Raw genomic sequence first — 25,521 nt, forward strand, 5'->3', positions numbered from 1 at the left:
CCGTGGGACACTAACACCTGAAGCTAGCGCGTCTACCAATTCCGCCACCTTCGCATCACTGCGGAGGGGGATTCTATAGAGTTTTGGGGGGGCGTCAACAGCCAAAGGGGACTTTTTTCGCTGTTGACGCTTAAAGACATGCCAAAGGGACAAAACTTCAGCAATCTGCCCGAGTAGCTAGCTCAGTAACGACCCAACGCGCTCAGATACATCTGCTCGTACTGGGTGACCGAGTCGGGCCAGTTGAAGCGGGTGTTCATGGCGTTGCGCTGCACTTTGGCAAATTTTTCCCTGTCTTGCAGGAAGTAGAGCAGGCTGCGGCGCATGGTATCGAGCAAAATTGCGGCGGTCGGGTCATTGAAGCAGAAGCCGGTGGCATGTTCGGGATCGGCATCCCAGTCGACCACGGTATCTTTCAGCCCACCAACGGCCCGCACCAGTGGCAGGGTGCCATAGGCCAGGCTGTACATCTGGTTGAGACCGCAAGGTTCGAACAGAGAGGGCATCAGGAAGAAGTCTGCTCCTGCTTCAACCAGATGGGCGAGTCGGTCATCATAGGCATTGATGAAGGCGAGCTTGTCCGGGTAATCCCGGGCCATGGTTTGCAGTTGCGTGGCGAGCGCAGGATCGCCAGAGCCGACGATCACCACTTGTACCTGATGGTGGAGAAATTTCTCCAGCGCCGGGATCAGCAGGGGGACACCCTTCTGCTCGGTCAGGCGGCATACCATGCCATAGATAGGCAGGTTTGCGACTGGCAGACCAACCTCTTGTTGCAGACTTTCTTTGCAGACTTGTTTGCCGGTCAGATTGTCGACGCTATAGGTTGCGGGCAGGAGTTCGTCGAATTCGGGATCCCAGTCCTTGTAGTCGCAGCCATTGAGGATGCCGCAAAGGTCGGCAGCCCGTTGCTGGAAGATGTGTGCCATGCCGTGGGCACCAAGGTGAGTCAGCAGTTCCTGGGCATAGTTAGGGCTGACCGCATTGATCTTATCAGCATACAGAACCCCGCACTTGAGCAGGTTGACGTGGCCGTAGTCATAGTTGATGCGGCGCTCGTAGTCGGCGATCTCGGGCATGGCCCAGAACTGCTCCCGCCCGAATACCCCCTGAAACGCCGCGTTGTGAATACTGATCACGCTGCGAGTCTGCTGGAAGAAGGGGTTGTGGGCATGACGGGTTTTCAACAGCAGCGGCAACAGGCCGGTGTGCCAGTCGTTGCAGTGGGCGATGTCCGGGGCAAAACCTAGCTGCTCGCAGGCATGGAGGGCTGCTGCCGAGAAGAAGGCAAAGCGCTCGCCGTTGTCCGGATAAGCCTGATTGTTTTCAGCATAAAGCTGGGGGCGGTCGAAATATTGCGGGCAGTCGATGAGATAGATGCAAACACCATCCAGCTCCATCTGGTAAATGCGATAACCGATATCCGGCAGACCCGGGTGGGTGGGCAGCCAGCGCGATGCCACCAGTTTTGCCTCATCCCGGTGTTTTATCGTCTTGTAGAAGGGGAGCATGATCCTGACATCATGCCCCTTCTGGGCCAGATACATTGGCAACGCTCTAGCGACATCCGCCAAGCCACCAGTCTTGACCAGCCCCTCGACCTCCGAGGCAACAAACAGGATTTTCAGTGGGTTAATAGCCAACTCTTGCTCCCTTAGGTACCACCACGATACCGCCTTCGGATACGGTAAATCGTTCTCTATCGTGGTCGAGATTTTCACCGATAACGGTGCCTGGCGCAATTTCAACGTTTTTATCAATGATGGCGCGCCGGATGGAGCACCCTTCGCCAATCTTCACATCCCCCAGCAGGACGGACTCGCTGATGTGGCTGCAGGCGCCGATGTTGCAGCGAAAACCGAGGATGGAGCGCTGGATCTGGCTGCCCTGAATGAAGCAACCGGCGGAGATGAGCGAGTTGGCGATCTTCACCTTGCACTCGTCGCTGTCGATGAAGGTGGCGGGCGGCAGGGCCGGATAGTGGGTGTGCAGCGGCCACTTGCGGTTGTAGAGAGAGAAGAGAGGGTTGTCGGCTACCAAATCCATGTGTGCCTGCCAATAGGAGTCCAGGGTGCCCACATCGCGCCAGTAGACGTTGGGTTTTTCGCCCGGGATCACGTTGGTGCTGTAGTCGTAGACATAGACCGGCGCCCTTGGGTAGAGGCTCGGGATTACATCCTTGCCAAAGTCATGGCTGGAGTTCTCCTCTGCGGCATCCCGTTTCAACTCGCGGCAGAGCGCCTCGGTCTCGAAGATGTAGTTGCCCATGGAGACCAGGGCCTGGGTGGGATCGCCGGGAATGTGTTTCGGCTGTTTCGGTTTCTCCTGAAAGCCGATCATCCGCCCTTCGGCATCCACCTCGATCACCCCGAACGAGCTGGCTTCTGCAATCGGCATGCGCAGGGCTGCCACTGTCATGGCGGCATTTTTCTGCTTATGGAAGCTCACCATCTGGCTCACATCCATCTTGTAGATGTGGTCGGAGCCGAAGATGCAGACATGATCCGGTTCGGCCCGCTCGATAAAGCCGAGGTTCTGGTAGATGGCGTCGGCGGTGCCGTCATACCAGCGCTTGCCCATCCGCATCTGGGCCGGAATGGGGTCGATAAAGCGGTCCGTGATGCCGACGATATTCCAGCCCTTTTTCATGTGCAGATAGAGGGACTGGGATTTGAACTGGGTGAGGACGTAGATGCGCAGAAAGTCTGCGTTGACGAAATTGTTGAGGACAAAGTCGATTAGCCGGTAGCTGCCACCAAAGGGTACCGACGGCTTGCTGCGGGTGGTTGTCAAAGGCTGCAGGCGAGTACCTTCACCTCCGGCCAGGATCATGGTCAAAATGCCAGCCATCGTATTTCTCTCCCTGAATAAACATGTATGAAAAGGTTTTCAACCTTCGGCATAAAAACACCCCTAAAGGGGTGTTTTTGCTGTGCTTCTAGTACCTTATCAGATTCCGGATGGCGCTCTCTAGCGGTTTTATTGTACTGCTTACACTTATTTACACTTTGCTCAGATAGACCTTGAATTTGGCGTCGCTGTTGCTCACTTCCGTCCGTTTGAAGTGTGCTTCCAGTATAGGCTGATAGCGCAGGAATGCGTTGGCAACTATGGTCAGGCTGCCATGGGGACGCAAAAATTCAGGCGCCCTGGCGAGGAAGGTTTCGGTCGCCGCATAGAAGGTCTTGAGCCCGGCATGGAAAGGGGGATTGGAGACAATCTGGTCAAACGATCCCGTGATGTCGGAGTAGACGTCAGAGGCATGAACCTCCCCTTGCAGATCGTTGATAGCCAGAGTGCGGCGGCTTGACTCCAGCGCCAGCGCATTGATGTCCACCATGGTGACCTTGAGTCCGGGATTGCGCTTGGCCAGCACGGAGCCAATTACCCCAGCACCGCAACCGAAATCGAGCAGTGAACCCTTCATGGCAGGCACGGTGGCCAGCAACATCTGGGTGCCGAGGTCCAGCTCGGCGGCGCTGAAAACGCCGGGCAACGCCAGCACGGTGAGCTCGGTATCACCCGCCTTGCACTGATAGCGGCCAAACCAGCTATCCAGATCGAACGGGGCGACCGGTTTGCAGAGCTCGCCATGATAGAGAGAGCTGCGGCGCGCCGAATCGCGCTTGATCGGCTTGTCGCCATAGGGGGCCAGCAGCTTGTCTGCGCCATTGATGCCACCACGGTTTTCGCCGGCCAAGAACAGGTCGGCGCCAGCCTCCAGCAGGGGGGTCATCATGGCCAGCAGATATTGCGCCTCGGCCTTGGCCTTGGGCATCAGCAGTAACAGAGCATCGAAGCGGGGGGCGCCACCGAGTTGGTGGTCGAACAGGATAGCCTCGTCGAGGGCCGCTTGCTGGCTGCGGTAGTAGCAGTAATCGGTCGTAAAGACGGTCAGACTCTGGGCCAGACTCGCCAGCTGGCGGGGGTAATCATCCTCCAGCGCGCCGCAGACAAGTAGCCGTTTGCCGACAAAGAGGGCTTGGTTTCGTTCCAGCATCTGGCTGACGGCACTGATTGGGCTGCTCATCGGGTCTCTCCACGCAATTTTGGGCGGCTATTATACATAGCCCCTTTCGCCTTGACATTTATGCCGTGTTCCCGAAATATGCCCAGACACCATTTTTTGAGCAGAGATGAGTCAATGCGGTTCAACGGGTTGAAACGAAAGCATAAAAAAAGCCTGGAATTCGGGCCTACTGACGTTCGCGCGTAACCTCTCATCCCTGAGAAGATTCAAACCCCGGTTGCGCATATCGAACCGGGGTTTTTTATTGCCATATGAGCGTCAAACCGGAGAAGGAGATCCTATGTTTCAAGGTTCAATCGTTGCGTTGATTACCCCGTTTCGACAGGGAAAGCTGGATGAAGAGGCGCTGCTGCGTCTGGTGGAGTGGCATATCGAGCAGGGTACTCACGGCATTGTGCCGGTCGGTACCACGGGTGAGAGCCCGACCCTGACCCACGACGAGCACTGCCGGGTGGTGGAGCTGGTGGTCAAACAGGTCGCTGGCCGTATTCCGGTGATTGCCGGAGCGGGTTCCAACAATCCGGTCGAGGCGATCGAATATACCCAGTATGCCGAGCGGGTCGGTGCAGATGCCACCCTGCATGTGGCCGGTTACTACAACCGCCCCAATCAGGAGGGGCTCTACCACCACTTCAAGGCAGTGCACGACGCCACTAGCAAACCCATCATCGTCTACAACATTCCGCCGCGCGCCATCGTTGACGTGCAGCCCGCCACTCTGGCCCGTCTGGCCGAGCTGCCACGGATTGCCGGGGTGAAAGACGCGACTGGCGATCTGGCGCGCCCCTGGACCGAACGCCAGCTGATCAAAAAGCCCTTTGCCTGGCTCTCCGGTGAGGATGCCACCGCTGTTGCCTACAACATCGGCGGTGGTCAGGGCTGTATCTCGGTGACCGCCAACGTGGCCCCCAAGCTGGTGGCCGAGGTGCAAAATCTGGCGCTGGCCGGCAAGTGGCAAGAAGCGCGTGAACTGCAAGACAAGCTGATTCCGCTCCATCAGGCGATGTTTGCCGAGCCGAACCCGGCTGGTGCCAAATATGCCGCTTCCCTGCTCGGTTTCTGTAGCGAAGAGTGCCGCCTGCCGGTGATGCCACTGTCAGAGGCGACTCGCGAGCGCATTCGCAGCGCCATGCAGCAGCTCAACCTGCTGTAATGCAAAACGGGTGAGCCAAGGCTCACCCGTTCTGTTTGCGGTGGCAGCGGATTGGCCGCTCAGCGTGTGCTGTGCAGCCAGTCGGCGATAGCCAGCTGCAGTGCGACATACTCCGCTGAGAGGAAGAGGTCGTCCAGTTCGGCGGGCCACTGGCGATCAGAGGTCGGCGCAGCTTGCAGATGTGCCAGCAGGCTTGCCAGCTCAGAACCCCAAAGGGTCGGCTGCGTCAGCTCGGCCACTCGACGTTCAATCAGCGCAATCCCTTCACACAGGGCGGCGAATGCTTGCTGCCGAATATTCTCATTCTGCGGATTTTCCAGCCAGAGCTGCTCGTGGTGCTGCCAGTGGCTCAGGCCGGCGGCGATGGCGGTTGCCACATCCATCGCTTCGCTGGTGGCCAGAGATTGCAGGACCAGCGGCTTGCCGAGCCCGGCCAGCCGATAACCGCGCTGCGCCTTGGATTGCGCCCCCAGACGCACGCCACCCAGCCGGGCGAGGCGCTGCGCCAGTGCAAACAGCGCCTTGGTATCACCCGACTTGAGCTCCAGTTCCAGCTCGTTGATCGCTGCGTGCCCCTGACTGCCGACTATCTCCCCCTGATCCCAGGCCAGCTCGATCTCGGCACCCTCGAACGCGATCAGCCAGTGGCGGCGCAGGAAGTCGGTACTGAATTGCGCGACCAGCTGCTGCTGGATGCGGTCACGTTCTGTCACATTGGGCCAGATTCCTGCGGGAAAGGCGCTCAATGTCGGCAGATCGCCACCAATAGGCGCATTGTATTCGGGTCTGGCATGCAGGCCACCCACCGCCTGGCCGCGGCATTTGATGGTCTGTTCGGCGTAGGCATCGCAGCGGCGAATGCGCAACCCCATGTCCAGACGACGCAGGTCGAGGGTCGGCGTGTCGAAATAGACGTTGCCGAGCTGCTGTTGTGATGATTCTTTAATCTCAAAAGAATTCAACAGGTTGGATAAATCTGCCGCAATGTCGCGGGCGACAAAAAACTTTATCTCGATCTCAGTTTGCATACTCATTCCGGGCTGGCAGGCAACTTTGGGGGGCAGGAATCGGGTCGCGGGGATATAATGCCCGCGAAACGACTAGATTAATTCGCGGTTTAATTGAGGGCGCAGTTCGGTTAACATGCGCGCCTCATAAAATCGTATCGAGTGTTTTTTCACCGACACAGGTTTGGCCATGCCAGTAAATACTATTTTGGGGCTTTTTGCCAAGTCCCCCATCAAGCCGCTGCAGAAGCATATCGTCAAGGTTCACCAGTGCTCCCAGCAGCTGGTTCCCTTCTTTGATGCCGTTGCTGAAGACCGTTGGGAAGATGCCGAGAAGATCCGGCAGCAGATCTCCCAGCTGGAAAAAGAGGCGGATATCCTCAAGCGTGAAATTCGTCTGAAACTGCCCCGCGGTCTGTTCCTGCCGGTTGCACGCACCGACCTGCTGGAGTTGTTGACCCAGCAAGACAAGATTGCCAACCGTGCCAAGGATATCTCCGGCCGCATGCTTGGTCGTCGCATGGAGTTCCCTTCCGAAATGCGGGAAGGCTTCATGGCTTACCTCAAACGTTGTATTGATGCGACCGCTCAGGCCGAGAAAGCGATCGGGGAGCTCGACGAGCTGCTCGAGACCGGCTTCAAAGGACGGGAAGTGGAAATGGTTGCCGAGATGATCCACCAGCTGGATCTGATCGAGGACGATACAGACACCATGCAGATCGGTCTGCGCCAACAGCTGCAAGCGGTTGAGCAGAACTACAACCCGATCGACGTGATGTTCCTCTACAAGATCCTCGAATGGGTAGGTGACCTGGCTGATCAGGCCGAGCGCGTAGGCGCCCGTCTTGAGCTGATGCTGGCTCGTTCGTAATCGACTGACTGGGTAAACACTATCAATGGACATTATTGCGAATTACGGCACCACTCTGGTGCTCGTGGCGGCCTTGTTCGGCTTTTTGATGGCCTGGGGCATTGGCGCGAATGACGTAGCCAACGCCATGGGCACATCGGTCGGTACCAAATCCCTGACCATTCGTCAGGCGATTATCATCGCCATGATCTTCGAATTTGCCGGTGCCTATCTGGCCGGTGGTGAAGTAACCGCCACCATCCGTAGCGGTATCATCGACAGCAATGCCTTTGTCGATAGCCCGGATCTGCTGGTGCTCGGCATGATCGCCTCCCTGCTGGCTGCCGGTGCCTGGTTGATCCTCGCCTCCTACTTTGGCTGGCCTGTCTCCACCACGCACTCCATCATCGGCGCCATCGTCGGTTTCGCCGTGGTGAGTATTGGCCCGGAAGCGGTGCAGTGGAACAAGTTTGGCGGCATCGTCGGCTCTTGGGTCATCACCCCCGCCATCTCCGGTGTCATCGCCTACTTCATGTTCATCAGCGTGCAGAAGCTCATCTTCAACACCGATGACCCCCTGAACAACGCCAAGCGCTACGTCCCCTTCTACATGTTCCTGACCTCGCTGGTCATCTGCCTGGTAACCATCAAGAAGGGTCTGACTCACGTTGGTCTGCACCTGACCGATGGCGAAGGCGTCATGCTCTCCGTGGCCATCTCCATCGCCGTAGCGTTTGCCGGCTGGATCTATATTCGCGGACAGAAGTACAACCCGCAGGATGACAGCAAGATGCACTTCGCCAACGTGGAGAAGGTGTTCGGCATCCTGATGGTGATCACCGCCTGTGCCATGGCGTTTGCCCACGGTTCCAACGATGTGGCCAATGCCATCGGCCCGCTCTCTGCGGTGGCCTCTATCGTGGCTTCCGGTGGCGAGATTTCCGGTCAGGCCGCCATTGCCTGGTGGATCCTGCCGCTCGGCGGCATCGGTATCGTGATCGGTCTGGCCACCATGGGCGAGAAGGTGATGGCGACAGTCGGCACCGGCATCACTCACCTGACCCCGAGCCGTGGTTTCGCCGCCCAGCTGGCCACTGCCGCTACCGTGGTAATCGCCTCCGGCACCGGTCTGCCCATCTCCACCACCCAGACTCTGGTTGGTGCGGTCATGGGCGTGGGTCTGGCGCGCGGTATCGCGGCGCTGAACCTGGGTGTGCTGCGCAACATCGTGGTCTCCTGGGTCATCACCCTGCCGGCAGGTGCCATTCTGGCCATCGGTATCTTCTACGTGCTGCAGGCCTGCTTCTCCTAAAAAGCTGCGTTCAGCAACAAAAAGCCCGAGTCATCGACTCGGGCTTTTTTATTGCCGCTATTTCCTGCGCTTAGAGCGACGCGCAGATTTGCCAGAGGTCGTACTGGATGGCGGCGGCCGTCACTTCGCGACCAGCCCCCGGCCCCTGAATCACCAGCGGGTTGGTGCGGTAGCTGTCGCTCTCGATGGCGAAAATGTTGTCGCACGGCAAGAGGTTGGCAAACGGGTGGTGCGGCTCCAGCGCCTCCAGCCCGACCCGCGCCTTGCCGTCGTGCTCGAAGCGGGCAACGTAACGCAGCACCTTGCCAAGCCGTTTGGCCCCTTCGAAGGCGGTCTGGATCGGGCCATCCAGCTCTTTCAGCCGGTCCATGAACTGATCCGGGGTTACCTTGCGCAGCGGGACGGGCACCAGATTCTCCAGCTCGATATCGGCGGAGTCGAGCTCGAAGCCCGCCTCCCGCGCCAGAATAAGCAGCTTGCGACGCACATCCTGACCGGAGAGATCCTCGCGGGGATCCGGTTCGGTCAGGCCGTGCTGCCACGCCTCATCCACCAGCTCGGAGAAGGGGCGGGTGCCGTCATACTGCTGGAACAGCCAGGAGAGGGTGCCGGAGAAGATACCGGAGACCCCCTGAATACGGTCGCCGCTCTGGCGCAGCATCTGGATGCTGGACTGGATTGGCAACCCGGCACCCACGGTGGCGTTGTAGCGCCACTGAACCTGATGGTCGCGGCAGGTCTGTTTGATGCGCTGGTAGAACTCGCTGTCGGCGGCGCCGGCAAACTTGTTGGCGGCGATGATGTGAATGCCGAGCTGGGCGAAGTCGGGGTAGTAGCGGCTCACCGTTTCGCTGGCGGTCAAATCGATGGCGATCAGGGTATCGAAGCTGTGTTGCTCCAGCTGGGCCAGCAGTTCGGGCCAGATCAGCGCTTTGGGGGCGAAGTTGTCCTGCACCTTGAGCGGATCCAGTCCCTCTTCATCGAGCAGCCCCCCTTCCGAGCTGAACACCCCGTAGAGGGTGAGCGCCAGATTGAGTTCATGTTCGAGGCGCGCCTTTTCGCGGGCATAGAGGCTCAGCCAGTGGCCGCCGATATTGCCCTTGCCGAACACCACCAGTCCGACCCGATTCGGGCGGCTGAACAGGGCGCTGTGCATGGCGATGAGCAAGGGTTCCAGCACCACCTGACGCAGCACGGCCACCAGGCTCAGGCCATCTTTGGCCACCTGGACGAACTCCAGCGGCTGATCCGCCAGCAGCTGGTAGAAGCGGTGGCACTGCTCGGCATTGTCGGTGACGCCAGCCCCCACCAGTGCAACCAGACTGTACCCCTCCTTCTGGATGAGGCCGGTGAAGCTCCCTTGCAGCTGAAAGTCGCGCAGCAGCTCGAAGGCCCCTTGTGCCACTTCGAGGGTATAGGCGAGGCGCAGCACCCTGCGATCCGGTTGCCGCTGCAGGGTAAGCGGATTGAGGCGGTGACGGGCCAGATGGGCCTCGATGGTGGCTACCGTCTGCTCATAGTTGGTCTGTGGCAGCACCTTCAGCTCGATGAGGGCGATCTGATCCACCGAGGAGACGATGCGTGCACCGCCGGAGCGGGGGGCGCGGCGCAGTATGTGGGTGCAGCCCTCGTCCGGGTTGTAGCTGCAGCGCAGGGTGAGGCGCTGGCGGCTGTCGGCCACCGGTTGCAGGGTACGGGAGTGCAAGACCGAGGAGCCGAGGCGGGCCAGCTCGTTGGCTTCGGCTAGGCTCAGGCGCTCCAGCAGGCGAGCCTCCTTCACCCGACGCGGGTCGGCGCTGTAGACACCGGCCACGTCGCTCCAGATGGTGGTGGATTCGCCGTCTGCCAGCAGCGCCAACAGGCTGGCGCTGTAGTCGGAACCGTTGCGGCCGAGCAGCAGGGAGCGGCCTTCCATGTCGGCGGCGATAAAGCCGGTCACCACGATGCGACCGGCATGCTCCGCCAGTCGCGCCTTGAGCAGTTCGCTGGAGAGCGCAGTATCCACCTTGACCAGAGCGCCATCCTCGGCACGCAGGAAGCTGCGGGCATCGAGCCAGATGGCCTTGTCGCCGCGGCTGGTGAGCAGGGCTGCCAGCAGGCGCGCCGACCACACCTCGCCAAAGGCGAGCAGGCCGTTGCGGGCGAAGCGGTCAAACTGTCCCTCAAGCGTCTTGGCGATGAGCTGCATGTCGTCGGCCAGCTGTTTGCTCAGATCTAGCTGCAGTTCACCTTCCAGCAGGCCGTCGATCAGCCCCTGCTGATAGGCGTGGAGGGCGGAGATGGCTTCGCCAGCGGCTTCATCACCCGCTTCGGCCAGCTCCACCAGCTGGATCAGCCGGTTGGTGGTCTTGCCGGCGGCGGAGACTACGATCAGCTCGTCGCCACCCACCTGTTGTTCAACGATGCTGGCGACTCGGCGATAACAGACCGGATCCGCCAGACTGCTGCCACCGAATTTGTGGACGTGACGTCGCTTCAAGCCTGCTTCTGTTGCCACCGCGATCTCTCCTTGTTGCTGCTGTTCCATTACTTCGCTACCTGTTCTGCCTGCTGCGCCTGTGCAAAAGCCTGTGCCAGATCGGCCACCAGATCTTCACCGTGTTCAATACCGACCGACAACCGCAGCAGCTGGGCGCTGATGCCAGCTGCCTGCTGCGCCGCCGGGGTCATGGCCCTGTGAGTCATGCTGGCCGGATGGGCCACCAGACTCTCCACCCCGCCGAGAGACTCGGCCACCGAGAAGAGGGTGAGGGCCGCGAGGAAGGCGCGAATGCCCGCCTCGCTGCAATCGAGTTCAAAACTTAGCATGGCGCCGAAGCCGGACTGTTGACGGCGCGCAATATCGTGGCCCGGATGGCTCGGCAGGCTGGGGTGATAGATGCGTTTCACCAGCGGCTGCTGTTGCAGGAAGGCGAGGATGCGATCGGTGTTCTCCTGATGGGTGCGCAATCTGGGGGCCAGAGTGCGCAGGCCGCGCAGGGTGAGGTAGGAGTCGAATGCCCCGGAGGTGAGCCCCAGACAGTTGGCCCACCACACCAGCGACTCGGCCAGTGCGGCCTCCTTGGCAATCGCCACTCCGCCCACCACGTCTGAGTGACCGTTGATGTACTTGGTGGTGGAGTGCACCACCACATCGGCACCGAGGGACAGGGGTTGTTGCAGCAGGGGAGAGAGGAAGGTGTTGTCCACCACTACCTGTGCACCCACCTCATGAGCGGCGCTGGCAATAGTGCTGATATCCACCACCCGCAGCAACGGGTTGGAAGGGGTCTCGACCCATACCAGTGCAGGCGTCTGGGCCAGCGCGGCGGCCAGAGCGGCCTCATCCCCCTGATCGACAAACTGCACCCGGTAGTGGCCCTTGGCCGCCAGATACTCGAACAGGCGCCAGGTGCCGCCGTAGCAGTCGTGGGGGGCGATCAGCAGATCTCCCGCCTTGAGCAGGGCGGTGGTGACCAGATGGACGGCCCCCATGCCGGTGCCGGTGACCACGGCGCCTGCTCCCCCTTCCAGTGCCGCCAGCGCGTCCGCCAGATTGGTACGGGTCGGGTTGCCGGAGCGGGCATAATCGTATTGACGGGGTTCGCCAAAGTCGGCAAAGGTGTAGTTGCTGGAGAGGTAGATAGGCGGCACCACGGCACCGTGTTGCTGGTCTGTCTCAATCCCGGTGCGAACCGCCAGGGTGGCCTTGTGGGTCATGTTTCTCTCCTTGATCTCTCTGGACGGTGGCCGCTCTTCCTGCCACGCTGCTTTTGCCACACGCAATCGTGCCAATGCTGGCATCATGATGAACCACACTACGCCAGCTTAAAAAGGCCGTCAACACTTCCAGACGTCTAAATGGCTTTGCTGTTGGATTGCCATTAATTTCCTTAAGGGTTAAAATCCGCGCTCACGGCTAAATGAGAACAGGTGAGTCATGGGAACAGAGTGGAACGGCGACTACGTCAGCCCCTACGCGGAACACGGTAAGAAGAGCGAACAGGTCAAGAAGATTACCGTCTCGATCCCGCTCAAGGTGTTGAAAGTGTTGACCGATGAGCGCACCCGCCGTCAGGTGAACAACCTGCGTCATGCGACCAACAGCGAGCTGCTCTGTGAAGCCTTCCTACACGCTTTCACCGGCCAGCCGCTCCCTTGCGACGAAGACTTGCGCAAGGATCATCCGGACAGCGTCCCTGCCGAAGCGCGCGCCATCATGGAAGCGCTGGGCAAAGAGATCGAAGATTTCGACAAGGAATAACCCCCAATGACGCGGCCCTGGCCGCGTCATTGCTATCTGCCATGTCCCGCTTCAGTTTGCGCCACTATCACCATCACGTCTGCAGCCATAGCCACGACTTTGCCCAGCTGGTGATCCCCCTCGACGGCCCCCTCGAGATTGAGGTGCAGGGCCGGGGGCGCCGGCTTGCCCCCGGTTCTGCCTGCATCATCGCTCCCGGCGAGCGGCACGACTACGCCGCCGATCCGGCGCTTTCGTTTCTGGTGCAGGAGAGCGACTGGCTGCCCGGCGATTTGGCAGTCCGCCCCTTTATCGAGCTGGATGAACCCCAGCGTCACTACCTCGCTTTTCTGCACCGCATGGTGGCCGAAGGGCGGCAGGTGGCGGGTATGGAGCAGGTGTGGCTCTCTCTGCTGGCTGAAGGGCAGGGGATGCAGAGCACTGCCACGCCACGCCTTGCCGCCCGCATCCTCAAGGTGCAACGCCATATCGATGCCAACCTCGCCGCCCCGCTGACCAATCAGCAACTCGCCGCCATCGCCTGCCTTGGCCAGAGCCAGTTCAAGCTAGCCTTTCGCCAGCAGTTGGGGGTGAGCGTCTCCCACTACATTCGCAGTCGGCGCATGGCGCTGGCGCGCACCCTGCTTGCCGGTACGCAACTGCCCGTTGGCGAGATTGCCAGCCGTTGTGGTTACCAGAATCAGGGGGCCTTCAGCGAACGCTTCCTGGCCGAGACCGGGCTCACTCCGTCCCTCTGGCGCCAGCAAAACGGCCACCTGCCGTAACGAAACGGCTGATTGCCGAAGACGGGATGCTCTCTTTGGGCCATGCTGCGGGTCATGTAAGGTGCACGATAAACAGGAGCCGAAATGGAGACGATTAGCTGGCAGGATTTCGAGATGGTGGAGCTGAGGGTGGGTACTCTGGTGCGGGTCGAGCCGTTCCCCGAGGCGCGCAAACCGGCCTACAAGGTGTGGGCGGATTTTGGTCCCGAACTGGGGATCCGCAAGAGCAGCGCCCAGATCACCGCCCTCTACCAGCCAGAGCAGCTGGTGGGCCGCCAGATCATCGCCGTAGTCAACTTCCCGACCAAACAGATAGGGCCGTTTCAGTCGGAGTTTCTGCTGACCGGTTTCTACCGGCCGGATGGCGCCGTGGTGATGGCTATTCCCGAGCAGGCGGTTGAGAACGGCGCCAGGCTGGGCTGAGTTCACTCCCGAACAGAGACAAGAGAGGCGACCCAAGGTCGCCTCTTTTTTGTTATCTGCTGCGAGTCGTTACTTCAACAGGCTGAAGATCAGCGCCGATACCGCCAGCGAACCGGTCAGCAGGATAAAGCCGTTGGTCCAGCCGTGACGGAAGCGGGCCAGCGCCTCCACCTTGTAGATGGCAATCACCGGCATGATGAACAGGATCATGGCGATGACCGGGCCGGAGAGGGTCTCCATCAGCCCCAGAATGCCCGGGTTGATGACAGCTGCACCCCAGATAGAGAAGAACATCAGGGCGATGCCCAGCTTGTCCGCCTTGGCCAGCGGCAGGCCGGTGGGCTTGGCGATCAGGCTTTTGAGGCTTTCGCGGGCACCGAGGAAGTGGCCGAGGAAGGAGGAGCTGATGGCGATAAAGGCAATGAGCGGCCCCAGAGTCACGATCACCGGGTTGTCGGTAATGTTGGCGAGATAGGAGAGTACAGAGACGTTCTGGGCCTTGGCTTCAGCCAGCTGGGCTGGCGAGAGGCTCAGCACGCAGGAGAAGACGAAGAACAGCACGAAGCCCACCAGCATCACAGTTGTGTTGCGCAGGATCAGGCCGCTCTTGGCTTCTGCCTGCTCGCCATATTCACGGCGCTGCACGTTGGCAAAACCGGAGATGGCAGCGGCGTGGCTGAAGGCGAACACGGTGACCGGCAGCGCCAGCCAGACGGTGTTGAGGAAGCTGACCCCTTCAAACGCCGTCACTTCCGGCCATTGCCACTGAGGGATCAGGTAGCAGGAGAGCGCCGCCAGAATGGCCGCCAGCGGATAGACCATAAAGGCGAAGGCGCGCAGCATCGCTTTCTCACCCGCCAGCATCACGGCGATCATGGCAAACACCAGCACGCCGGAGAGCATCACCCGATCCGGGGTCGCCATGCCGAGCTGGTTGACCATAAAGCTCTCCACCGTGTTGGTCAGTCCGACTCCGTAGATGAGCAGGATCGGGAAGATGGAGAGGAAATAGAGCGCAGAGATGAGGCGACCGGCCATCTTGCCGAAGTGCTCCTCCGCCACTTCGGTGAAGTCGGCGTGGGGGCGTGACGAGGAGAGCACGAAGCGCGCCAGCCCGCGGTGGGCGAGGAAGGTCATGGGGCCTGCCAGTACCGCGACGATGACGAGAGGCCAGATGCCGCCCAGACCCAGATTGATGGGCAGGAACAGGATACCGGCGCCAACGGCGGTGCCAAACAGGCTGATAACCCAGTGGGTGTCGTGACGGCGCCAGCGGGTGATGCTGGCAGTGGTGGAGCAGGAACCGGATAGCTCCTTGGTAGCCTCTACAGATAAACTCATTACTAATTCACTTTTTGTTAGTGTTTTAATCTGAGTTCATTGTGGTTTATCGGGATTTAATTCTCAAAAGGCGAGACTGAAACATATCACTGCCATTGCGGGGTTTAGCCAGCGAGATTGGGAATGGAATCTGGATCACAGAATGCAACAAAACTGACAATGGTGATTTTTGTGAAATATAAAACCAAAATTTGATCTGCGCTCGTTTTTTTATTTTGGCTAATCAGGTGTTTTCAGAATTACGTGAAAAATCGCACCATTTCTCGCCGACCGATTGTGATGTTTCACTATCATTTTGCCGCTTTGCCAGCGTATCACGCTGTTCAATCGTGCCTTGACCAGAGGATCACTCCGGTCATTACCCGGGACAACTTCCCTGACAAAGCAGGCGGCCATCGGGCCGCCTGCTTGTCTGGTGTGATGATATCGCGATTCGCCTAGTGGGCCAGAATGTTGCCCCAGGCGAGATCCGGATCCCCCATCACGATAAAGTCAGGGTTCTCCAGCGACTCGGTTTCGTTGTAACTGAGTGGCTGCAACGCCAGGCTGAGGATGCGGCCACCAGCTGCCTCGACGATGCACTGGGCGGCGGCGGTGTCCCACTCGCCGGTGGGGCCGAGCCGCACGTAGCAATCGGCCGCCCCTTCCGCCACCAGACAGGATTTGAGGGAGCTGGAGCCGAGCGGGATCAGCTCGTAGTTGATGGCCGGGTTGAGGCGGCGGGTGAGCTTCTCCAGCTTCTGGCGGCGGCTGATGGCCACCACCAGCGAGTCAGGCTGGTCATGCTCGTGGTGCATGGCGCTGATGGGCAACACTTCGCCGTTCACCTCCTTGAAGGCGCCGTAGCCGCGCACCGCCCAGTAGAGCACGTTGGACTCGGGAGCATAGATGACCCCGAGCACCGGCACATTGTCCCGCACCAGAGCGATCAGGGTGGCGAAGTCGCCGCTACCGGCGATGAACTCACCTGTGCCATCGAGGGGATCCACCAGCCAGTATTGCCGCCAGTTGGATCGCTGGCTGAAGGGGATGTCGGCCGCCTCTTCGGTCAGCACCGGCACATGGGGGGTGAGCGCCGAGAGCGCCTGTTTGAGGTAGGCATCGGCAGCAAGATCGGCACTGGTGACCGGGGTCGCATCCTCCTTCAGCTGACGCTCGAACTGACCGCCGTGATAGATGTCGTGAAGGATCCTTCCGGCTTCGCGGGCAATCTCCTTGACCCCCGGCACCCAGGCCAACAACTCCTGCATCTCGTTATCCTCTGTCTGTTAACTGCCCGTCTGCGGGCTACTCTGCCTGCTCCGCCAGCCACTTTTGGGCCAGGAGCAGGGCACTGATGCTGCGCGACTCGGTGAAGTCGGGCCGCGCCAGCAATTCATCGATCCGGTTGAGTGGCCAGGGGATCACCTCCAGCGGTTCGGGCTCGTCGCCGATCCGCTGTTCGGGGAAGAGATCCCGCGCCAGTAAAATGTCCATCCGGCTGGAGAAGTAGCCCGGCGCCAGCGACACCTGTTTGAGCAGGGTCAGGCTGTTGGCGCCAAAGCCCGCCTCTTCCATCAGCTCCCGGTTGCCTGCCTCGAAGGCATCTTCGCCCGGGTCGATCAGCCCCTTGGGAAAGCCCAGCTCGTAGGAGTGGGTGCCAGCGGCATATTCGCGCACCAGCAGCAGGGTCTGCTCATCGAACATCGGCACCACCATGACGGCGCCACGATTGCCGCCGCGCATCCGCTCGTAGACCCGCTCCTCGCCGTTGGAGAATTTGAGGTGGAGGGATTCCACTCTGAACAGCCGACTCTCGGCCACGATCTCGGCCTTGAGGATCTCCGGTTTGCTCTTCTCCTGCTCCAGCTGGTCGATCGAAATCTGTTCGGGGGGGCTTTTGTGGTGCTCACTCATCAGGGGTGACGGCTCGTTAAAAAATCGTGCTTCAAGAGTAAACGACTCCCACACCGAACACCACGGGGCAGGAAGGGGAAAGGGGGAGGAAAAATCCGTTATACTGCCGCCCCGTTTTCCGAGATCCGCGATCAAGAGGCCCGATGCCACACTCCCGCTCCACCACCTTGCCATGGCACCAGATAGATACCGTCTTGCTCGATATGGATGGCACCCTGATCGATCTGCATTTTGACAACCACCTCTGGCAGCAGCTGGTGCCGGAGCGTTACGCCGAGCGGCTCGGGCTGCCGCTGGATGAAGCCAAAGCGCAGATCGATGTCCACTATCACGCCGTCAACGGCACCCTCAACTGGTACTGTGTTGATTACTGGAGCGAGACCCTGGGGCTCGACATCCGTGCCCTCAAGCAGGAGCTGCTGGCGAAGATCCAGTGGCGTCCCCACGCCATCCCCTTTCTGGCCGAGTTGCGTGCTGCGGGCAAGCAGTTGGTGCTTTTCACCAACGCCCACCCCGCCAGCCTGTCGGTGAAGGATGCGCAGCTGGGACTAAGCAACCATCTGGATCTGATGGTGAGTTCCCACGAGCTGGGCTGGTCGAAAGAGAGCCAGTACTGCTGGCAGGCATTGGCCGAGCGGCTGGCGTTCGATCCGGCCCGCACCCTGTTTGTGGATGATAGCGAGCGGATCCTGCGGGCTGCCGCCGACTATGGCATCGGCTATCAGCTGGCGATCCAGAATCCGGATAGCTGCAAGCCGGAGCAGAGCATTACCGCTTTTCCGACGATTCGCGACTATGCCGAGTTGCTGCCGCTGGCAATCTGAATCAGTTCAAACAAGAGAGGGCTGCATCATGCAGCCCTCTCTGTATCTGAAACCTGGCGGTGAAACATCACAGCTCCCGGAACGGGCGCCGTTTCTCCTCTTCGATGACGATCGCCTCCAGATTGGCGATCCGCTCCTGCAACTCTCTGATGATCATATCTTGCCTGCCGAGGCGGTCGGTGATGCGGGCATCCCCCATCTGATAGCGGGCCCGCTTGCCGAGATATCCGAACAATACGCTGATAAATACGATCAGGACTATGCCTGTCCACATGGTCATGTCACGACTCCTTGTCGTCTATAGACGGCGAAAACGCTGATGAGATCTGCTCTGTTTTCTCACAGCCGCCGGGCGGCCGCAATGGGGCCCATTGTCCCTTTGTGACGCAGACAGCTATTGCTGCCAGAGTGGCCGCCCGACCCAGTGCGCCCACAGGGTGAGGTGCAGCAGCACGATAAACCAGAAGACCAGCCGGTAGCTGCGCTTCTGGGTCTTGTGACGCAGCCACTGGCGGGCCACCAGAGCGCCCGGCCAGCCGCCGCACAGCTCCAGCAGATGGAGCCTCGATTCGGGAATGCGCCACTCGCCCCGCACCGCCTGCCGCTTGTCCCAGGCGTAGGCCGCCAGCGTCAGCAGACTCATGGTCAGCAGTGCGGCCAGTGGCCACCACTGCTGGCCGTCGAGGCCGAGCCAGAGGGTCCAGCCTAGTGGCAGCAGTGCCAGCGCTATCATTGGGCCAGCTCCCAGCAGCGCTCCTCATCCTGCTTGAGGGTGCGGATCACCCTGGCCGGATTGCCCACTGCCACCGAGTCGGCGGGGATGTCGCGGGTGACCACTGCGCCGGCACCTATGATGGAGCGCGGCCCTATGGTGACGCCGGGGCAGATGATGGCGCCGCCGCCGATCCAGCAGTCATCGCCGATCCGCACCGGCTTGTTGTAGGCGGTCCAGTTGCGTCGTTCCAGATAGTTCATGGTGTGGGTGGCGGTGTAGATCTGCACGTTGGGGGCCAGCAGCACATGGCTGCCGATGTGTACCTCGCCCACGTCGAGAATGGTGACGTTGAAGTTGAAGAAGGTCTTCTCGCCGATATGAATGTTGCGGCCGAATTCGCAGGTGAAGGGCGTGCTGATCCAGCTGGAGTCGGGGCAGTGGCCGAACAGCTCGCGGCAAATTTGCTGGCGCAGAGGGCCATCGCCCGCCGATGAACCATTGAGCCGGGCCAGCAGCGCCTGACCGCGGATCCGGTCGTTGGCTATCTCCTCGCTCTGGCTGTCCAGTGCCCCGCCAGCCAGTACCTTGTCCCAATCGCTCGCCATTGCTACCTCCTCATGCTGCAAGAGGGGGCAGTATACGTGACAAGCGCGAGAGGCGTCAGTCTGTCACTTCTGGCAGGTGATCCCCGTCATCCTGCTGGCCAGACGAGGGGGAGGATCAGCAGGGCCGAGACGAAGTAGGGGAGCAGCACCCGCAGCCCCAGACTGCGACCACCGATGCCGAGGGCCAGCAACCCCTTCACCAGCGAGTTGATCAAACCGGCGAGCAGGATGCCGCGGGCTGCCACCTCCAGCGCCAGCTCTTTATGGGAGAGCTGGGAGAGCGACAAGGTGATGGCGTCCACGTCGGTGATCCCCGAGACCAGCGACAGCAGATAGACCCCAGAGTTGCCTACCTTGTCTTGCAGCAGAGTTGCCATAAAGCCGATCAGCGCCAGCAGCAGGCCGAACTTGATGGCAGTGGCCAGATCGAGCGGGTTGCTGGTTTCCGGCTGCACCGGGCCGTCAGTCAGCTCCTCGCGCTGGCGCCAGAACCAGAAGGCAAAGCCGTACACCGTGGTCGCCAGCAGCACGAGCGGGGCAGCGAGGCGCATCGCCAGCTCGCTGTGAATCAGCAGCACCAGTACCAGCAGCCGCAGCCACATGGTGGCCCCCGCCAGCAGGATGCCGGTGGCCAGCAGCCGCTCCAGCCCCCCCTGCTCCTTGTTGAGACGGGCGAACTGCAGGGTAAGGGCTGTGGAGGAGGCCAATCCCGCCAGTATGCTGGTGAGCACCAGTCCGGCGCGAGTACCGAGCAGGCGTACCGCGAAGTGGCCGCAGAACGAGATGCCGGCGATCACCACCACCATCAGCCAGATCTTGAAGGGGTTGAAGGCATCGAGAGGGCCCATCTCCTCGTTGGGCAGTACCGGCAGCAGTACCAGCGAGATGAGCAAAAAGCGCAGGGTGGCGTGGAATTCGGTTTCGCTCAGAAACAGCATCCCCTGCTGGATCTTGCCCTTGAGCCCCATCAGCAGGGCAGCCAGCACGGCGCAGGCTACCGCCTCGCTCGGGCTCAGCAGCACCGACATCAGCCCCAGCAGATAGGTGAGCAGCATGGCCACCGAGCTGGTGAGACCGAACTCCCCCTGCCAGCGCTGGGCCAGCCAGACCGAGAGGCCGCAACCCGTCACCACCGCCAGCAGGCCGAGCAGCGGCAGCCAGGGGCCCAGAGTCGGCAGCAGCAAGCCGCAGACCCCGCCGAGCAGGCCGATGAGGCCGTAGGTGCGCATCCCGGCGATGCGTTGGTTGTCCCCCAGCTGGCGCACCTGCCAGCCCCGCTCCAGTCCGATGATGAGGCCGATGGCCAGCGACACCAGGGCGCCATTGACGGGTTCTGCATTGATCCACATAACGACTTCCTTTTCGTCATCTGCCTGCCTTGTTTCCATGATGGCACAGCCGGCACCGGGCCAGCGCGGCCTGGCTCACAGAGTGCGCGAATGGCGCCTATGGCCTCCTGATATGAGCAAATGAGATAAGCAAAGCGTTATTTCTTGGTTCTCGGCATAACAAGCCCGCGGCATGCTGCATTCAACCCAACGAGATATGGAGTATCCCCATGAAACTGCGAATGACCGCCCTGACCCTGCTCTCCCTGCTGGCCCTCGGTCAGGCCAATGCCGCCGAGATCCGCCTGCTCAACGTCTCCTACGATCCGACCCGCGAACTGTTCCAGGAGTACAACGGCGCCTTCGCCAAGGAGTGGAAGGCGAAGACCGGCGACGACGTGGTGGTCAGCCAGTCCCATGGCGGCTCCGGCAAGCAGGCGCGCGCCGTGGTGGACGGGCTGGAGGCGGACGTGGTGTCGCTGGCGCTGGCCTACGACGTCGATGCCGTGGCCAAGCAGGGGCTGACCGCCGCCGACTGGCAGAGCCGGCTGGCCAACAATGCGGCGCCCTACACCTCCACCATCGTGTTCCTGGTGCGCAAGGACAATCCCAAGCAGATCAAGGATTGGGATGATCTGGTACGCAAGGACGTGGCCATCGTCACTCCCAACCCCAAGACCTCCGGCGGTGCCCGCTGGAACTATCTCGCCGCCTGGGGTTATGCCCTGAAGAAGAGTGGCAATGAAGAGGGGGCCAAGCAGTTTGTCGGCGATCTCTACAAGAACGTGAAGGTGCTGGACTCCGGCGCCCGCGGCGCCACCACCAGCTTTATCGAGCGTGGCCTTGGCGATGTGCTGCTGGCATGGGAGAACGAAGCCCTGCTGGTACTTGGTCAACCCGGTGCCAGCGACAAGTTCGAGCTGGTGGTGCCATCGGTCTCCATACTGGCTGAGCCGCCGGTCGCGGTGGTGGACAAGGTCGCCAAGAAGCATGGCACCGAAACGGTGGCCAAGGCCTACCTCGACTACCTCTACTCCGACGAGGGGCAGCACATAGTCGCCAAGTATCACTACCGCCCCAGCAATCCGGCGATCCTGAAAGAGACCGCAGATCAGTTCCCCAAGCTCGCACTCTTTACGGTCAAGGATATCGAGGGGAACTGGGATAAAGCCCAGAAGAAACACTTCGCACAGGGCGGTCTGTTTGACCAGATCTACCAACCCGGTGGCTGAGGCAGGTAACTCCGTATAACCCCTTTGAACTGGCCCCTGTGCCAGCCGATAGGAGCACCAAGATGAACAAGATCCTCCTGGTTCCCGGTCTGCACAACAGTGGGCCGGATCACTGGCAAAGTCGCTGGCACGAGCACTTTCCCTACTGGCAACGGATGACGGGTCTGCCATGGGAGAAACCGGATCTCACGGTCTGGAGTGCCAAGCTGGCGAGCAAGTTGAGAAGTCGCCGCAGTCGGGTCCATCTGGTGGCCCACTCTTTCGGTGCCCTGACCGCCATCGCGGCAGCCAGATTGCAGCCGGAGAAGGTCGCCTCGCTCTTTCTGGTGGCACCGGCTGACCCGGCCCGTTTCGGGATTGTCGATGAGCGGCTGGAAGGGCCGTTGCAAGTCTCCGCCCAGCTGGTGGCCAGTCGCAACGATCCCTGGATGAGCTTCGAGCGGGCCGAATACTGGAGTCGTCAGTGGCAGGTGCCTTTGTTCGACGCTGGCAACGCGGGCCATATCAATGCCCAGTCCGGTCATGGCGACTGGCATCAGGGGTTGGAGCTGCTTGGCTCTCTCTATCGCCGGGCCGAGCTGGTGGTTGCTCCGCAAGCGGCTTCGGCTATCAGAACTGTTGTTGTCTCTGCCATCGGCCCTTAACCAATGGCGGGATATGTTATCGGGTGAGCTGTTGCGAGCCCTGCTCTTTGAATGTTGCGCTCCGTATTGCTCCATTTCTTAGGTCTTTTATTTATATAAAAGACCTTTTTTTATTTGGATCGCTCTAAAAGCCTTGTTCCACCGTTGTTAGACAAAAAAGTAATTAGCAAAGTCGCAAATGGTGTTTGTTGCTTAAAAGGAGAGTAAGCAGAATCGCTACATCTGATGTTTTTCATAACAAATGGAATCGTTATGCGATTTGGTTCTTACTCAGTCCTGCCGGGATTTGGCCCGACCCTCGGCTTTACTCTGCTCTATCTGGGCCTGCTGGTGTTGTTGCCGCTCTCGGCGCTGGTGCTGTTTGCCGCGAACAACCTAACCGCTGCCGAGTTCTGGCAGGTGATTGGTTCACCCCGGGTGCTCGCCTCTTTTCGCCTGAGTTTCGGTGCTGCCTTTGTCGCGGCGCTGCTCAACAGCCTGTTTGGCCTGATCCTGGCCTGGATCCTGGTGCGCTACACCTTCCCCGGTCGTCGACTGGTGGATGCGTTGATCGACCTGCCATTTGCCATGCCGACCGCTGTATCCGGCATCGCCCTCTGCGCCATCTTCGCCCCCAACGGCTGGATCGGCCAGCTGCTGGCGCCGCTCGGCATCCAGCTCGCCTACAATCCCATCGGCGTCGTGATCGCACTCACCTTTATCGGGCTGCCTTTTGTGGTGCGCACCCTGCAGCCGGTGCTGCGAGAGGCTGAGAGCGAGCAGGAGGAAGCCGCCGCCAGCCTCGGTGCCGATCGCTGGCAGACCTTTATCCACGTGCTCTGGCCGACCCTGATCCCTGCCCTGCTCACCGGCTTTGCGTTGGCGTTTGCCCGTGCAGTGGGGGAGTACGGCTCCGTCATTTTTATCGCCGGCAACCTGCCGATGGTCTCGGAAATCGCACCGCTGATGATCATGAGCCATCTGGAGGAGTACGACTATGCCGGCGCCTCTGCCATTGCCGTGGTGATGCTGCTGATCTCATTCATTTTGTTACTGCTAATCAACAAGTTGCAGGCCTGGAGCTGGTCTCGTATCGGAGGGAGCCGGATATGAACGCATCGACACTCGCCCTTGAAGTCGCCCCTGTGGAGGTTGCTCCCGTGCGCAAGGCACCTCCAGTGATCCGCGAACCCCAGTGGGTCAAATGGCTGCTCATCACGGTGGGTCTCGGCTGGTTTGCCGCCCTGTTGCTGCTGCCGTTGGCCACCGTCTTTATTCAGGCGCTGAGCCCTGGGCTGGCCTTCTTCTGGCACGCCATCAGCGAGCCGGATGCCCTGAGCGCCCTCGGTCTGACCGCACTGGTGACCCTCTGCGCCGTTCCACTCAATCTGCTGTTCGGGATCGCTGCGGCCTGGGCCATCGCCCGTTTCCGCTTCCCCGGTCGGCAGCTGCTCATCACCATCATCGATCTGCCCTTCTCGGTGTCGCCGGTGATCGCCGGTCTGATGCTGGTGTTGATGTTCGGCAGCCGCGGCTGGTTCGGTGACTGGCTGAGCGAACACGACATCAAGATCATCTTCGCCACCCCGGGGATCATCCTGGCAACCACCTTCATTACCGTGCCCTTCGTGGTGCGCGAGCTGCTGCCTCAGATGGAGGCGCGTGGCCCGGAAGAGGAGGAGGCGGCCATCATGCTGGGGGCGAGCGGTCTGCAGATGTTCTGGCGCGTCACCCTGCCCGGCATTCGCTGGAGCCTGATGTACGGCCTGCTGCTCTGTACCGCCCGCGCGGTGGGGGAGTTTGGCGCCGTGTCAGTGGTTTCCGGTCATATTCGCGGCCAGACCAATACCCTGCCGCTGCATATCGAGATCCTCTACAACGAGTACCAGACCGGCGCCGCCTTTGCAGTGGCAAGCCTCTTGGCTCTGTTCGGGATCTTCACCCTGCTGGGTGAAACCCTGTTGGCCCGGCTGCGTGCCCAGCCCACCAAATCTCACTGATCACCGTTTTAAAGAGGCAGCCATGAGCATTCAGGTTCAACAACTCAACAAGCATTTCAATCAGTACGCGGCGCTGGCAGACATCAACCTCGACTTTCACGACGGTGAGCTGGTGGCGCTGCTCGGCCCCTCCGGCTGTGGCAAGACCACCCTGCTGCGGATCATCGCCGGGCTGGAGCAGGCCGACTCTGGCCACGTCATCATCCGTGGCGAGGACGCATCGGATCTCCATGTGCGTGAGCGCAACGTCGGCTTCGTGTTCCAGCACTACGCCCTGTTTCGCCACATGACGGTGTTCGAAAACGTAGCGTTTGGCCTTAGGGTCAAACCGCGCAGTGAACGCCCGGCCGAGGCGGCCATTCGTGCCCGGGTCAAGGAGCTGCTGGATCTGGTGCAGCTCAGCCATGTGTCCGAGCGCTATCCGACCCAGCTTTCCGGCGGTCAGCGTCAGCGGGTTGCGTTGGCCCGCGCGCTGGCGGTGCAGCCTAAGGTGTTGCTCTTGGACGAGCCCTTCGGCGCCCTCGATGCGCAGGTGCGCAAGGAGCTGCGCCGCTGGCTGCGCGAGCTGCACGACGAGCTGCACGTCACCAGCCTGTTCGTCACCCACGATCAGGAGGAGGCGCTGGAGGTAGCGGATCGGGTGGTGCTGATGAACGCCGGACGGGTCGAGCAGATCGGCACCCCGGCCGAGGTCTACGACCAGCCTGCCAGCTCCTTCGTCCACAGCTTCCTCGGCAGTGTGAACCAGTTCCGCGGTCGGGTGGCGGAGCAGGGATTCGGTGTCGGCGAGCAGCTGCTCGGCGGGCCGTCGGCTTCTCATCTGGCCCACGGCAGTGCCGCCATCGCCTATGTCCGTCCCCATGAACTGGAGATTCTGCCAGCCGATGCGCCGGGCGGGATCCGCGCCACCATCACCCGTCTGCTGCCCATGGGGCCACGCATTCGGGTGGAGCTGCGTGGCGATGGCGAAACCAAAGGGGCCCACTATGAGGCGGAGCTGAGCAAGGAGGCGGCCAAGCAGTTTGCCCCGGGACAGGGGGTACGGCTGGTGGCCAGACAGGCGCAGTTCTATCCCGATTACCAGATTTGATGTTGTGTTGCGGGTGGCATGGCTACCCGGGTTCAGGCGCTCTGCCGGGGCATGATCCGGCCAAATAACAAAAATGAGGGGGTGA

25 protein-coding genes are annotated in these 25,521 nt (G+C 60.8%); 12 read left to right on the plus strand and 13 right to left on the minus strand.

Features of this window, described 5'->3' with window-relative positions; all coding sequences use genetic code 11:
- Positions 1-182 precede the first annotated feature (182 nt).
- The 3 genes from glgA to rsmC all read right to left on the minus strand — a co-directional run bounded on the left by glgA (position 183) and on the right by rsmC (position 4,030).
- Entirely contained in the window at positions 183-1,643 is a 1,461-nt protein-coding gene (gene glgA / locus AAHA39_RS10515; RefSeq protein WP_042030311.1) for a glycogen synthase GlgA, read from the minus strand.
- A complete protein-coding gene (glgC, locus tag AAHA39_RS10520) occupies positions 1,633-2,850 on the minus strand; it encodes a glucose-1-phosphate adenylyltransferase (RefSeq protein WP_033113980.1) in 1,218 nt (405 codons plus the stop codon). The genes glgA and glgC overlap by 11 nt, the downstream gene beginning before the upstream one ends.
- Before the next feature lie 151 nt (positions 2,851-3,001).
- Complete coding sequence (gene rsmC, locus AAHA39_RS10525) at positions 3,002-4,030, minus strand: 16S rRNA (guanine(1207)-N(2))-methyltransferase RsmC (RefSeq protein ID WP_320657000.1); 1,029 nt, start codon at positions 4,028-4,030, stop codon at positions 3,002-3,004.
- A 280-nt stretch (positions 4,031-4,310) separates the two neighbouring features.
- Between rsmC and dapA the strand changes: the two genes are divergently transcribed.
- Positions 4,311-5,183 (plus strand): 4-hydroxy-tetrahydrodipicolinate synthase, encoded by an 873-nt coding sequence (gene dapA, locus AAHA39_RS10530; protein WP_320656999.1) that lies wholly within the window; start codon positions 4,311-4,313, stop codon positions 5,181-5,183.
- 59 nt (positions 5,184-5,242) lie between these two features.
- On the opposite strand, the gene AAHA39_RS10535 is transcribed toward dapA, so the two are convergent.
- Positions 5,243-6,211 (minus strand): CYTH domain-containing protein, encoded by a 969-nt coding sequence (locus AAHA39_RS10535; RefSeq protein WP_320656998.1) that lies wholly within the window; start codon positions 6,209-6,211, stop codon positions 5,243-5,245.
- Between the two features lie 169 nt (positions 6,212-6,380).
- Between AAHA39_RS10535 and AAHA39_RS10540 the strand changes: the two genes are divergently transcribed.
- Together AAHA39_RS10540 and AAHA39_RS10545 are read left to right on the plus strand one after the other, a co-directional pair.
- On the plus strand, positions 6,381-7,061 hold the full coding sequence (locus AAHA39_RS10540) for a TIGR00153 family protein (protein ID WP_033113984.1): 681 nt from the start codon (positions 6,381-6,383) through the stop codon (positions 7,059-7,061).
- A gap of 25 nt (positions 7,062-7,086) precedes the next feature.
- The gene (locus AAHA39_RS10545; RefSeq protein WP_041209023.1) at positions 7,087-8,352 is read left to right on the plus strand and encodes an inorganic phosphate transporter; all 1,266 of its coding nucleotides are present in this window, start codon (positions 7,087-7,089) and stop codon (positions 8,350-8,352) included.
- A 70-nt stretch (positions 8,353-8,422) separates the two neighbouring features.
- Here AAHA39_RS10545 and AAHA39_RS10550 read toward each other — a convergent pair whose 3' ends face one another.
- Positions 8,423-10,879 (minus strand): bifunctional aspartate kinase/homoserine dehydrogenase II, encoded by a 2,457-nt coding sequence (locus tag AAHA39_RS10550; protein WP_071913469.1) that lies wholly within the window; start codon positions 10,877-10,879, stop codon positions 8,423-8,425.
- Complete coding sequence (metB, locus tag AAHA39_RS10555; RefSeq protein WP_320656997.1) at positions 10,879-12,051, minus strand: cystathionine gamma-synthase; 1,173 nt, start codon at positions 12,049-12,051, stop codon at positions 10,879-10,881. Before metB ends, AAHA39_RS10550 begins: the two co-directional genes overlap by 1 nt.
- Before the next feature lie 220 nt (positions 12,052-12,271).
- Between metB and metJ the strand changes: the two genes are divergently transcribed.
- The 3 genes from metJ to AAHA39_RS10570 all read left to right on the plus strand — a co-directional run bounded on the left by metJ (position 12,272) and on the right by AAHA39_RS10570 (position 13,782).
- Entirely contained in the window at positions 12,272-12,595 is a 324-nt protein-coding gene (gene metJ / locus AAHA39_RS10560) for a met regulon transcriptional regulator MetJ (RefSeq protein ID WP_005343046.1), read from the plus strand.
- Positions 12,596-12,636: 41 nt separating this feature from the next.
- Positions 12,637-13,359 (plus strand): AraC family transcriptional regulator, encoded by a 723-nt coding sequence (locus tag AAHA39_RS10565; protein WP_320656996.1) that lies wholly within the window; start codon positions 12,637-12,639, stop codon positions 13,357-13,359.
- Between the two features lie 84 nt (positions 13,360-13,443).
- Positions 13,444-13,782, plus strand: coding sequence for a tRNA-binding protein (locus AAHA39_RS10570; RefSeq protein WP_005343050.1), 339 nt, complete (start codon positions 13,444-13,446; stop codon positions 13,780-13,782).
- 69 nt (positions 13,783-13,851) lie between these two features.
- Here AAHA39_RS10570 and AAHA39_RS10575 read toward each other — a convergent pair whose 3' ends face one another.
- The 3 genes from AAHA39_RS10575 to nudE form a co-directional block, all read right to left on the minus strand.
- The gene (locus AAHA39_RS10575; protein WP_193860724.1) at positions 13,852-15,123 is read right to left on the minus strand and encodes an aromatic amino acid transport family protein; all 1,272 of its coding nucleotides are present in this window, start codon (positions 15,121-15,123) and stop codon (positions 13,852-13,854) included.
- A 437-nt stretch (positions 15,124-15,560) separates the two neighbouring features.
- Entirely contained in the window at positions 15,561-16,373 is an 813-nt protein-coding gene (cysQ, locus tag AAHA39_RS10580; protein WP_005343054.1) for a 3'(2'),5'-bisphosphate nucleotidase CysQ, read from the minus strand.
- 37 nt (positions 16,374-16,410) lie between these two features.
- Complete coding sequence (nudE, locus tag AAHA39_RS10585) at positions 16,411-17,019, minus strand: ADP compounds hydrolase NudE (protein WP_320656995.1); 609 nt, start codon at positions 17,017-17,019, stop codon at positions 16,411-16,413.
- 143 nt (positions 17,020-17,162) lie between these two features.
- On the opposite strand from nudE, the gene yrfG reads away from it, so the two are divergent.
- Positions 17,163-17,843, plus strand: coding sequence for a GMP/IMP nucleotidase (gene yrfG / locus AAHA39_RS10590; protein WP_320656994.1), 681 nt, complete (start codon positions 17,163-17,165; stop codon positions 17,841-17,843).
- Positions 17,844-17,910: 67 nt separating this feature from the next.
- Here yrfG and AAHA39_RS10595 read toward each other — a convergent pair whose 3' ends face one another.
- From AAHA39_RS10595 to AAHA39_RS10610, 4 genes are all read right to left on the minus strand, one after another.
- The gene (locus AAHA39_RS10595) at positions 17,911-18,123 is read right to left on the minus strand and encodes a hypothetical protein (RefSeq protein ID WP_041209029.1); all 213 of its coding nucleotides are present in this window, start codon (positions 18,121-18,123) and stop codon (positions 17,911-17,913) included.
- 114 nt (positions 18,124-18,237) lie between these two features.
- Positions 18,238-18,576 (minus strand): DUF1294 domain-containing protein, encoded by a 339-nt coding sequence (locus AAHA39_RS10600; protein WP_320656993.1) that lies wholly within the window; start codon positions 18,574-18,576, stop codon positions 18,238-18,240.
- Positions 18,573-19,163, minus strand: a complete 591-nt coding sequence (locus tag AAHA39_RS10605; RefSeq protein WP_320656992.1) for a sugar O-acetyltransferase — start codon at positions 19,161-19,163, stop codon at positions 18,573-18,575. The genes AAHA39_RS10600 and AAHA39_RS10605 overlap by 4 nt, the downstream gene beginning before the upstream one ends.
- 86 nt (positions 19,164-19,249) lie before the next feature.
- A complete protein-coding gene (locus AAHA39_RS10610; protein WP_320656991.1) occupies positions 19,250-20,512 on the minus strand; it encodes an MgtC/SapB family protein in 1,263 nt (420 codons plus the stop codon).
- Positions 20,513-20,721: 209 nt separating this feature from the next.
- Between AAHA39_RS10610 and AAHA39_RS10615 the strand changes: the two genes are divergently transcribed.
- The 5 genes from AAHA39_RS10615 to AAHA39_RS10635 all read left to right on the plus strand — a co-directional run bounded on the left by AAHA39_RS10615 (position 20,722) and on the right by AAHA39_RS10635 (position 25,436).
- Positions 20,722-21,723: a sulfate ABC transporter substrate-binding protein gene (locus AAHA39_RS10615; protein ID WP_320656990.1), complete on the plus strand. Its 1,002-nt coding sequence runs from the start codon at positions 20,722-20,724 to the stop codon at positions 21,721-21,723.
- Positions 21,724-21,785: 62 nt separating this feature from the next.
- Positions 21,786-22,367 carry an RBBP9/YdeN family alpha/beta hydrolase gene (locus AAHA39_RS10620; RefSeq protein ID WP_041209034.1) on the plus strand — a complete coding sequence of 194 codons (582 nt, stop codon included), beginning with the start codon at positions 21,786-21,788 and terminating at the stop codon, positions 22,365-22,367.
- A 252-nt stretch (positions 22,368-22,619) separates the two neighbouring features.
- Positions 22,620-23,459, plus strand: coding sequence for a sulfate ABC transporter permease subunit CysT (gene cysT / locus AAHA39_RS10625; protein ID WP_201912701.1), 840 nt, complete (start codon positions 22,620-22,622; stop codon positions 23,457-23,459).
- Positions 23,456-24,346, plus strand: coding sequence for a sulfate ABC transporter permease subunit CysW (cysW, locus tag AAHA39_RS10630; RefSeq protein ID WP_104015986.1), 891 nt, complete (start codon positions 23,456-23,458; stop codon positions 24,344-24,346). The genes cysT and cysW overlap by 4 nt, the downstream gene beginning before the upstream one ends.
- A gap of 22 nt (positions 24,347-24,368) precedes the next feature.
- A complete protein-coding gene (locus AAHA39_RS10635) occupies positions 24,369-25,436 on the plus strand; it encodes a sulfate/molybdate ABC transporter ATP-binding protein (RefSeq protein ID WP_255938770.1) in 1,068 nt (355 codons plus the stop codon).
- Positions 25,437-25,521 lie beyond the last annotated feature (85 nt).

The organism is Aeromonas sp. SE22 (assembly GCF_038739755.1).
Lineage (GTDB): Bacteria > Pseudomonadota > Gammaproteobacteria > Enterobacterales > Aeromonadaceae > Aeromonas > Aeromonas jandaei.

Excerpts from the sequence above, each read along its gene's own strand:
- glgC (WP_033113980.1), bottom strand. The coding sequence starts at position 2,850 with ATGGCTGGCATTTTGACCATGATCCTGGCCGGAGGTGAAGGTACTCGC.
- rsmC (WP_320657000.1), bottom strand. The coding sequence starts at position 4,030 with ATGAGCAGCCCAATCAGTGCCGTCAGCCAGATGCTGGAACGAAACCAA.
- dapA (WP_320656999.1), top strand. The coding sequence starts at position 4,311 with ATGTTTCAAGGTTCAATCGTTGCGTTGATTACCCCGTTTCGACAGGGA.
- AAHA39_RS10535 (WP_320656998.1), bottom strand. The coding sequence starts at position 6,211 with ATGCAAACTGAGATCGAGATAAAGTTTTTTGTCGCCCGCGACATTGCG.
- AAHA39_RS10540 (WP_033113984.1), top strand. The coding sequence starts at position 6,381 with ATGCCAGTAAATACTATTTTGGGGCTTTTTGCCAAGTCCCCCATCAAG.
- AAHA39_RS10545 (WP_041209023.1), top strand. The coding sequence starts at position 7,087 with ATGGACATTATTGCGAATTACGGCACCACTCTGGTGCTCGTGGCGGCC.
- AAHA39_RS10550 (WP_071913469.1), bottom strand. The coding sequence starts at position 10,879 with ATGGAACAGCAGCAACAAGGAGAGATCGCGGTGGCAACAGAAGCAGGC.
- metB (WP_320656997.1), bottom strand. The coding sequence starts at position 12,051 with ATGACCCACAAGGCCACCCTGGCGGTTCGCACCGGGATTGAGACAGAC.
- metJ (WP_005343046.1), top strand. The coding sequence starts at position 12,272 with ATGGGAACAGAGTGGAACGGCGACTACGTCAGCCCCTACGCGGAACAC.
- AAHA39_RS10565 (WP_320656996.1), top strand. The coding sequence starts at position 12,637 with ATGTCCCGCTTCAGTTTGCGCCACTATCACCATCACGTCTGCAGCCAT.
- AAHA39_RS10570 (WP_005343050.1), top strand. The coding sequence starts at position 13,444 with ATGGAGACGATTAGCTGGCAGGATTTCGAGATGGTGGAGCTGAGGGTG.
- AAHA39_RS10575 (WP_193860724.1), bottom strand. The coding sequence starts at position 15,123 with ATGAGTTTATCTGTAGAGGCTACCAAGGAGCTATCCGGTTCCTGCTCC.
- cysQ (WP_005343054.1), bottom strand. The coding sequence starts at position 16,373 with ATGCAGGAGTTGTTGGCCTGGGTGCCGGGGGTCAAGGAGATTGCCCGC.
- nudE (WP_320656995.1), bottom strand. The coding sequence starts at position 17,019 with ATGAGTGAGCACCACAAAAGCCCCCCCGAACAGATTTCGATCGACCAG.
- yrfG (WP_320656994.1), top strand. The coding sequence starts at position 17,163 with ATGCCACACTCCCGCTCCACCACCTTGCCATGGCACCAGATAGATACC.
- AAHA39_RS10595 (WP_041209029.1), bottom strand. The coding sequence starts at position 18,123 with ATGACCATGTGGACAGGCATAGTCCTGATCGTATTTATCAGCGTATTG.
- AAHA39_RS10600 (WP_320656993.1), bottom strand. The coding sequence starts at position 18,576 with ATGATAGCGCTGGCACTGCTGCCACTAGGCTGGACCCTCTGGCTCGGC.
- AAHA39_RS10605 (WP_320656992.1), bottom strand. The coding sequence starts at position 19,163 with ATGGCGAGCGATTGGGACAAGGTACTGGCTGGCGGGGCACTGGACAGC.
- AAHA39_RS10610 (WP_320656991.1), bottom strand. The coding sequence starts at position 20,512 with ATGTGGATCAATGCAGAACCCGTCAATGGCGCCCTGGTGTCGCTGGCC.
- AAHA39_RS10615 (WP_320656990.1), top strand. The coding sequence starts at position 20,722 with ATGAAACTGCGAATGACCGCCCTGACCCTGCTCTCCCTGCTGGCCCTC.
- AAHA39_RS10620 (WP_041209034.1), top strand. The coding sequence starts at position 21,786 with ATGAACAAGATCCTCCTGGTTCCCGGTCTGCACAACAGTGGGCCGGAT.
- cysT (WP_201912701.1), top strand. The coding sequence starts at position 22,620 with ATGCGATTTGGTTCTTACTCAGTCCTGCCGGGATTTGGCCCGACCCTC.
- cysW (WP_104015986.1), top strand. The coding sequence starts at position 23,456 with ATGAACGCATCGACACTCGCCCTTGAAGTCGCCCCTGTGGAGGTTGCT.
- AAHA39_RS10635 (WP_255938770.1), top strand. The coding sequence starts at position 24,369 with ATGAGCATTCAGGTTCAACAACTCAACAAGCATTTCAATCAGTACGCG.